This is a genomic window from Mesorhizobium sp. M0207 (assembly GCF_040321995.1).
Taxonomy (GTDB): Bacteria; Pseudomonadota; Alphaproteobacteria; order Rhizobiales; family Rhizobiaceae; genus Mesorhizobium.
Genome location: NZ_JAMYSQ010000055.1, coordinates 1 through 9,043, shown reverse-complemented (window position 1 = coordinate 9,043; position 9,043 = coordinate 1). Strand labels below are relative to the sequence as shown.

Genomic DNA, 9,043 nt, shown 5'->3' with positions numbered 1-9,043 from the left:
GCATCCCGAACCTCCCGGCGCAAAGCGCGCCAAACTGTTCGCGATGTCCTCGCACACCTGTTCGCGATGTCTCCGGTCCAAACACCCCCTTGAGGGGGAGATGTCGCCGAAGGCGACTGAGGGGGTCGGTACGTCTTGACGCGACTCTCCTAACCGACAGAACAGGCTGGAGCTCCGCGCGCGGCGACCCCCTCTGGCCTGCCGGCCATCTCCCCCTCAAGGAGGGAGATTGGCAGCTTGGCCGCAGTGCCAACCTGACGCGATTTTCTTGACGTACAGCAATTTTGTTCTTGCTTTGTGCCGGCAGCTATGCTACTAATCTCCCTATAGTGTCAATTGGCCCCGAAGACCCGCCCGCCGAGGCGGGTTTTTTATTTTCGGCCCTTACAGGCGAGTTCCCACCCAGCCCCACCATGGACGGGATTTCCACCACCCTGCCGGGCTGATAGGCTCGGCCTGTCTGCGGAGGACACGGCGATGCCGATCAATCTCGACGAGTTGAAGAATGCAACCAACCTGCGCTCCAAGCGCGATGGCGGTTCGTTCATTGCGCCGGTCGACGGCACGGCGCATGTCTCGGGCGAGCGCAGCGTGCCGCTGCTCAACCTGACCATCCCGGCGCTGTTTGCCGATACGGTCGGCAAATATGGCACGCTCGATGCCGCCGTCTTCGTCGAGCAGCATAAGCGCTTTACCTGGGACGAACTGTCCGACACGGTCGATGCGCTCGCCGCCGGCTTCCTGGCGCTCGGCCTCGAGAAAGGCGACCGCGTCGGCATCTGGTCGCCGAACCGCTGGGAATGGCTGGTGACGCAATTCGCCACCGCCCGCATCGGCCTGGTCCTGGTCAACATCAACCCGGCCTACCGGCTGGTCGAGCTGGAATATGCCTTGAACAAGGTCGCTTGCCGAGCGCTCGTCACCGCCGCCACATTCAAGAGTTCCGACTATCTCGGCATGATCGAAACGCTGGCGCCGGAGATCGCCAAGGCCACCCCCGGCAAGCTCGACGCCAACAGACTGCCGGCGCTGAAGACCGTCATCCGCATGGACGAGGACAATTCGCCGGGCATGTTCAATTTCGCCGACGTGCTGGCGATGGCCGGCCGCGACGAGCATGACCGGCTCGACCGGATTTCAGCGGGGCTGAAACCGGACGACGCCATCAATATCCAGTTCACCAGCGGCACGACCGGCGCGCCCAGGGGCGCGACGCTGACCCACAACAACATCGTCAACAACGGCAATTTCGTCACCGCGGCAATCCGGCTCACCGTCGACGACCTGCTGTGCATCCCGGTGCCGCTCTATCATTGCTTCGGCATGTCGATGGGCACGATGGGCTGCGTCACCAAGGGCGCGACCATGGTTTTCCCCAGCGAGGGGTTCGATGCCGGCGCCACGCTGAGGGCGGTGGCAACGGAACGCTGCACCGCGCTCTACGGCGTGCCGACCATGTTCGTCGGCCTGCTCGACCATCCGGAGTTCGCCTCCTTCGATCTCACCAGCCTGCGCACCGGCATCATGGCCGGCTCGCCATGCCCGATCGAGGTGATGAAGAAGGTGGTGTCGCTGATGCATATGGCTGAGGTGACCATCGCCTACGGCATGACCGAGACCAGCCCGGTGTCGTTCCAGAGCAGCGTCGACGATCCCCTGGAAAAGCGCGTCTCGACCGTCGGCCGCGTCCATCCGCATGTCGAGGTCAAGGCCATCGACGCCGAAGGCGCCACCGTCGCGGTCGGCGCGCCGGGCGAGCTGTGCACGCGCGGCTATTCCGTGATGAAGGGCTATTGGGACGACGAGCAGAAGACCCGCGAGGCCATCGACGCCGACGGCTGGATGCACACCGGCGACCTCGCCACCATCGATGCCGAGGGCTATTGCAACATCGTCGGCCGGGTCAAGGACATGGTCATCCGCGGCGGCGAGAACGTCTATCCACGCGAGGTCGAGGAGTTTCTCTATCGCCACCCGAAGGTCAAGGAGGTGCAGGTGTTCGGCATTCCCGACCCGAAATACGGCGAGGAGCTGTGCGCCTGGATCGTGCTGAAGCCCGGCCAGATCACCACCGAGCAGGAGATCAAGGCCTTCTGCGCCGGCCAGATCGCCCATTTCAAGATACCGCGCTACATCCGCTTCCGCACCGAATTGCCGATGACGGTGACCGGCAAGCCGCAGAAATTCCTGATGCGCCAGGCGATGGTCGACGAACTGGGACTGGTGACGCAGAAGACGGCTTGAGGGCGCGCTTCGGGCTTTCGCAGGGTTCGCAGACGAGGCTTGCCCAGAAGAGGCTTGCAAAAGGGGCTTGCGGAAGGGGCTTGGAATGAGTGGTTTCGCAAGATCGGCGGTTTCCTACGGCATGCCGTTGGCCGCGCTGGCGATGGCTGTCGCGGTCAGGGCCAGCGGGGTGTCGGTCGACGAAGGGTCGCTGGGCACCAGGATATTTATCGGCGCGCTGTCGAGCGCGATCATGTTCACCACCATTTTCGTGGTGCTCGACCACGCCGAGGCGGTGGCCCGGCGGGTGGGCGAGCCGTACGGCACGTTGGTGCTGACCATCGCCGTGACGGCAATCGAAGTGTCGATCATCGTTTCCATCATGCTGCACGGCGCCAACAACCCGACGCTTGCACGCGAATCCGTGTTCTCGACGGTGATGATCACGTCCACCGGCGTCGTCGGCATGTGCCTGACGTTTGGCGGCTGGCGCCATCGCAAGCAGGCAATCGTCCGCCAAGGAACCAGCGCCTATCTGGCGGTACTGGTCGCGCTGAGCGTCATGACGCTCATTCTGCCGACCTACACGCGAACCACCGATCCCGGCACGTTCTCGGCGGCGCAACTCGGCTTCGTCAGCGTGCTTTCGGTGCTGCTTTATGCCGGTTTTCTGTTCGCGCAGACTGTCCGCCACCGCGACGATTTCATCGACGGGCAAGCACATGGCGCCGCGGTGCGAGCCGACGCTCACGAAAGCGTCGCCGCCGGCGCCGTTCTCCTGCTGATCGGGCTGATCGGCATCGTCATGCTCGCCGAACAGGTCGCCGCCAGCGTCGAGGACGCGCTCGTCGCCTACCAGGTGCCGCAGGCCGATGCCATTGTCGGCGCAATGATCGCCGCGCTGGTCTTGATGCCGGAGGCCATTTCGGCGGTTCGTGCCGCGCTCAGCAACGAGCTGCAGCGCGGCCTGAACGTCGCCATGGGCTCGGCCTGCGCGACGATCGGTTTGACAATACCCGGCATAGCCGCCGCCAGCCTGCTGACCGGAAGAGGCCTGACCCTGGGCCTGCCGGCGACCGACACGGTGCTTTTGGTCCTGGCGCTTTTCATCTGCAATGTGAGCTTCGGCACGGAGAGGACGACGTTCCTGACCGGCTTGGTGCACCTCGTGGTATTTTTTACCTGGGTGTTTTTGATATTTGTGCCGTGAGGGTTGGGGGGCGAGCAAGGGGGCAGGCAGATTCTGACGACTGTTTCTCGGCCGAGCAGCCACACGTTTTCCGCACCGAGTTCCGAAGTAGGCAAGCCGCACAAGTTCGGCAAAGACGGCGTGAGGGGTGGGCGCCAATTTTTCTCCTTTGCGCCATGGGCGGACGCTTAGCACCAAGGCCTTGAACGTCTCGATAGGGGCCGCGAGCGGATTGGCAGCTTCTGGCTTCGCAACGAAGATTGCAGACATTCAACCCGCTGGATGGAGGTCGTGAACTGACCCAAGGCGACATTCCTCAGACTGTCCGTTTCCACCGAAGCGGGGCGATGCGGCCGATCAAGCGCCCTTTCGGGTTCGAAAGCTGTTAGGGTAGGATGATAAACGATGTGCCGCAGGAGCGGGGATGCCCGTCGATCGCGTTCAGCGGAAAGTAGCTGCCATCCTCGCTGCCGACGTGGTGGGGTTCAGCCGACTTGTCGGCAAAGATGAAGAGACGACCCTTGCTACCCTGAAGGTCCATCGACAAGCGATCGACAAGCTAATTGCCGGCTACGATGGACGCATCTTCGGAAGCGCAGGCGACAGCGTCATCGCAGAATTCGCCAGCGCGATAGGTGCGGTTCGGTGCGCTATCGACATCCAGTTGGCGATCGATCGGCTCAACGCCGACTTGCCTGGGCCAGGGCGCATGCGATTCCGGATTGGAGTCAACCTCGGCGACGTGGTGGTTGATGGCGACAATCTCATGGGTGACGGTGTGAATGTCGCCGCCCGCCTTGAGGGGCTGGCGCTTCCGGGCGGCATCTGCGTCTCTGACGCTATCCAGATGCAAGTTCGCGACCGTCTTGCAGCAGATTTCGTTGACCTGGGTGAGCAGCGCCTAAAGAACATTGCGCGGCCGGTTCGGGCTTTTCGCGTGCCCGTCACGTCTGAGGAACCAACTAGCTCGCCGTTTCGCGGCCTCGACAGTTTCGATTTCGAGCACGCCGATCTCTTCTTCGGGCGGAGCCGTGCGATCGCTATCTGCACTGAGCGACTGGAGCAGCTCGCGGTCGCGGGCAAGTGCTTCCTGCTCATCTACGGGATGAGCGGCTCCGGCAAGTCCTCGCTCGTGCGCGCCGGGCTGATTCCGGCCGTCACGCAACGTGGCGCGGTGCCGGGCATCTTGCTCTGGCGGCGTTGCGTCATGCGTCCGTCCGAGGGACCTGACGCGATCACGTCTCTGTCAGCGGCGTTGCTCCGCGCCGAAGCCTTGCCCGAACTTGCCGAAAACGGGACGGCGACCGAGTTGGCGGCGACGTTTCGGAACAATCCCGATCGGGCGCTGGCTTTTGTCCGCTCGGCGCTCGCCTCGACCCCCTCCAGTGGCGGCCCGGGTAAGGCGCGTCTGGTCCTAGCCGTCGATCAGATGGAGGAACTCTTCACAACCGAAACGGAACCAGCCTCGCGCGCTTTGTTCGTGCGATTGCTTTCAGCGTTCGCCACTAGCGGACTTGTATGGGTGATCGCGACGATTCGCGGCGACTTCTTCCATCGGTGCGGCGAGGTCCCGGGTTTCTCGGCATTGAAGGATGGCCTGAGCAGCTACGAACTCTTGCCTCCGACCGGGGCCGAGATTTCGAAGATCATCCGTGAACCCGCAAGCGCGGCGGGCCTGCGCTTTGAGGAAACGAAAGACCGCGGCCGACTGGAGGACGTGCTTCAGGAGGCGACAGCGGCCGACCCGGTTCCCTACCACTGCTCGAGTTCGTGCTCGAAGCACTTTACCAAGCCGGCCGAGCAGAACGCCTGCTTACCTTCGCAGCCTATCGTGCGCTTGGAGGCCTCGAGGGCGCGATCGCGCGCCGGGCCGACGAAGTGGTCGAGGCGTTGTCGCCCACGGTTCAGGATGCGCTGCCAACCGTCCTTCGCGCGCTGACGACGGTTCGTCTCGGCGACAATTCAGTCGCCGCGGCCCCGGCGGTCCGCGACAACATGGCGCGAACGCCCGCACAAGCTGCACTTCTCGACGCGTTGATCGCGGCTCGGCTTCTCGTTTCCGACGAGAACCTTGAAGGGCAGGCAGTCGTCCGCGTCGCCCACGAGGCGCTTTTGAGCCGTTGGCCCCGCGCGCGCGACATCGTCAACGCTGATCGAAGTTTTCTGGAGACGCGTGCCCGGCTGCGAACCGATGCCGGCCGCTGGCATGCCGACAACAGGAATCCCGACCTGCTTCTGCCCGCCGGCATACGACTTGCCGAGGGCGAGGAATTGCTAGTGTCGCGGCGAGAGGACGTCGACGATCAAGTAGCTCAGTATGTAGAAGCATCATTGTTGGCTCAGATGGCGGTCGCGGAAAGGGAGCGACAGGCCGATCGTGCGCGCATAGAGGCCGAAGAGGCGACCAAACGGGAGCGCCTTGAGCGCGAAGCGGAACGCCGCAGCCTGGTGGCGGAAGCGGCGACACGGCTTGCGCGCCGCACGCGTTACACCGCTATTGTCGCCTTTGCATTGGCGGTCGTGGCAGGCGCCGGCGCGATCGCCGGATTCTGGGGACAACACGAGGCCAGCCTTCAGGCAGAGCGCGCCGACGAGAATGCCCAGGACGCAATAGCGGCGAGAGACCTCGCGCTGCGCAACCAGTCACGGTCGCTCTCGTCGATCTCGCTGCAACTGTCGTCCGCCGGGGACAGCGAGCTTGCCATCCTTCTGGCGCTGGAGGCCCTTCCCAAGAAGGGAGAAACGACCGAACGGCCCTATGTGACCGAGGCCGAAGCCGCCCTGTTCAGAGCTCTGTCCGGGTATCAGGAACTCGCCGTCCTTCGCCATGAAGATGCCGTCACCCACGGCGCTTTCAGTCCGGAAGGAGACCGCGTCGTTACATCTTCCTTCGATCAGACCGCGCGAGTTTGGAACACCGCCGACGGAAAGGCGCTTGCCATCCTCAAGGGCCATAAAGGCGTGCTAAAGTTGGCAGTGTTCAGCCCGGACGGAAGACAAGTCCTCACTGGCTCGGTCGACGGCACTGCAAGGGTCTGGGATGCGGCGACCGGCAAGCAGCTCTACGTCCTCAATCAGACCGGTGACGTCCACGCCGCGATTTTCAGCCGCGACGGAACGCGGATCTTTACTGCTTCGGAGTTTGCCGCGCCGACGATCTGGAACGCTCGGGACGGCACCGAGATTGCCAGATTGCCGGGAGCCAGTTGGCAATCTACCGTTCTTGCGGTGAGTCCCGACGGTCAAATGCTTGCTTCCGTCCAGTTCCACGGAGACGTTCAAATTTGGAATGCGAACGACGGCACTCCGATCGGCACGATTCCGGTTCGCGGAGACAATGTTACTGGCATCGAGTTTAGTCCGAACGGGACCCAACTCCTGACCGTCGCCTGGACTGGCACGTCTCGTCTTTGGAGTCTGGCGGATCTGTCGGGACTTGCCGCTCTCCCCGGATCACCGAGTGCTGGCCATCAAGGGACCTTCAGTCACGATGGCCGCCTTGTGGCAGTCGTTGCCATCGACGGATCCGCCCGTCTTTGGAATACAAGGACAGGTGAGTTGATCCGCATATTCGGCCAAGAAACCAGGGCAAGCGCGCTCAATGCCGGAATCTCCTATCAATATCTCGACGTCAACGGCGCGTTCAGCCCTGACGGCGAACTTTTCGCCACCGCGTCGGTGAACGGCGTTTCCCGTATCTGGGACGTCAAGAGCGGCTCGCAGGTCTCGATCCTCCACGGGCATAGTGCGCTGATCGAGGAGGTCGCCTTCAGCCCCGATGGCCGTCGCCTTCTCACGGTGTCGCACGACGGAACCGCGCGCATCTGGGACGTCGACGGTGTGCTAACGACCACGTTGCGTCACGAAACCGCGCGCAGGTTCGCAGTATTCAGTGCTGACGGGGCGCGCGTCGTGACGGGAAGCGGTGTCGTGGGGCATGTCTGGGATGTTGCAAGTGGCAATTTGGTTGCGACGCTCGCGCCCGGCACGGAAGGCTTGCTTAAGCTTGCGGTATTCAGCCCTGATGGGCATCGTCTTGCCACGACGTCCAACGACGGCGTGGTTCGGCTGTGGGAGGCCAAAGGCGGTCGCGAAGCGGCAGCGCTGGAAGGTCATGATCCCAAGGTCGTCCAGGTCCAATTCAGTTCCGATGGCTCGTTCCTGGCATCCGCTTCGGTCGATGGAACTGTGCGGCTCTGGGACGCCTCGACCGGCGCTGCCAAGACAGTATTTCAAACCACAGCGGATTTGCAGGATGCCTTGTTCAGCCCGGATGGCAAGCTGGTCCTTGCGACGTTGAACGACAATACAGCGCGGCTTTGGAAGATGGACGGCACTGAGATCACAGGTGTTCCAGGACACGAGAACCGCATCAGCGCAGCGGCTTTCAGTCCCGACAGCCGATTGGTCGCCATTGGTTCTTCTGACGGAACGACGCAAATCTGGTCAGTCGCGGAAGGGGAAGCTGCCGCCACGTTGGAGGGACACGGCGGGCCGGTGACAAATGTTGCCTTCAGCAACGATGGCAGGTCGCTGGCAACTGCCTCACGAGATGGAACCGTTCGCATCTGGAGCGTCAAGGACGGGAAGGAAAGGTCTGTCCTCACGGGGGGCAATGCCAGCATCGACAACGTCGCATTGAGTCCCAACGGACAATATGCGGTGACGTCGTCCTACCGTGAGCGGTCTGTCAGGCTGTGGTCTGCCGACACGGGTCAGCAACTCGCGCTCCTTGTTGGCCAGCATGACACCAGCACGATCGTCCCGGCGGTCACGCGGGCCGCATTCAATTCGGATGGCACACAGGTCGCAGCTGTCTCAGGCGGAGATAGCGTGCAGTTGATCCGCGTCTTCACGTCGCCAGAGGACCTCATCGCCTATGCTCAAGACGTCGTGCACCGAAAACTCACTTCTTGCGAGCGTAAGCGCTTCTTCCTGCCCGTGGCAGATGATGCCGAGGACTGCCCTAGCTAAGCTGGCGTTGCAGCAGTCGTGTCAGCAGCGAGATGAAACGAATCCAGAGGGTCCGAAGCTGGCGCAACCTCGCCCGTCGTGTTGACACCAGGGAAGTCCGCTTCTGAAGGAAGGCAGGGGCCGGCTGAATGACCGACATTGCTGAAGGGTTTCGGGTGCCGTCAGGCGTACGAAAGTCTCTGATGCAGGAACCCGCGGGCCGCAGGCGGTGAGCTATGGGGATTTGTGTTTCGGGGTGTGCCAGCGCCTGTCGCGAACTTCCGCATAGGACGCGGTGGGCATGTCGTGGAAGCGGCTTCCGGGCCAGGTCGCAGAGCCTGTAGCGTTGATTCCGACGGGATTGGTGTGCGTGACGACCGGCGTCACGGCAACGTGCACATAACATCCCGTTGACCGGCGCCAGCGTGGCGCGGCCGTGTGGACAAACGGTCCATGCCGGGTCATGGGGCGTTCTCCCGGTTCGGCGCCCTTGAGGCAGGCGGTGCACGAGGCTGGCACCACCGTTCGAACCTCTCGATGACGACCATGCGCCCGCCGCAGCAAGGGCAAGGCCAGCGGACGTCAGCCGGTTCTTCCGAAGTGTCGTCTTGGGGCGGCAGATCGACGTTCAGCAGTTCGCGCGCGAGTGCGAGGCTGGCCTTGCGGGCGGAGGTGGCG

Annotated in this window: 3 protein-coding genes and 2 pseudogenes; 4 read left to right on the top strand and 1 reads right to left on the bottom strand. The window is 63.1% G+C overall.

The window, feature by feature from the left end:
- Positions 1-477 precede the first annotated feature (477 nt).
- The 4 genes and pseudogenes from NKJ15_RS32495 to NKJ15_RS32480 all read left to right on the top strand — a co-directional run bounded on the left by NKJ15_RS32495 (position 478) and on the right by NKJ15_RS32480 (position 8,386).
- Entirely contained in the window at positions 478-2,244 is a 1,767-nt protein-coding gene (locus NKJ15_RS32495) for an AMP-binding protein (RefSeq protein WP_352819782.1), read from the top strand.
- 85 nt (positions 2,245-2,329) lie between these two features.
- Positions 2,330-3,433 (top strand): calcium:cation antiporter, encoded by a 1,104-nt coding sequence (locus tag NKJ15_RS32490; RefSeq protein ID WP_352472676.1) that lies wholly within the window; start codon positions 2,330-2,332, stop codon positions 3,431-3,433.
- Between the two features lie 403 nt (positions 3,434-3,836).
- A pseudogene (locus NKJ15_RS32485) lies at positions 3,837-5,081 on the top strand (adenylate/guanylate cyclase domain-containing protein); the annotation flags it as partial.
- Positions 5,082-5,182: 101 nt separating this feature from the next.
- A complete protein-coding gene (locus NKJ15_RS32480) occupies positions 5,183-8,386 on the top strand; it encodes a WD40 repeat domain-containing protein (RefSeq protein WP_352819780.1) in 3,204 nt (1,067 codons plus the stop codon).
- 440 nt (positions 8,387-8,826) lie between these two features.
- Here NKJ15_RS32480 and NKJ15_RS32475 read toward each other — a convergent pair.
- Positions 8,827-9,043: pseudogene (locus NKJ15_RS32475) on the bottom strand (IS91 family transposase); the annotation flags it as partial.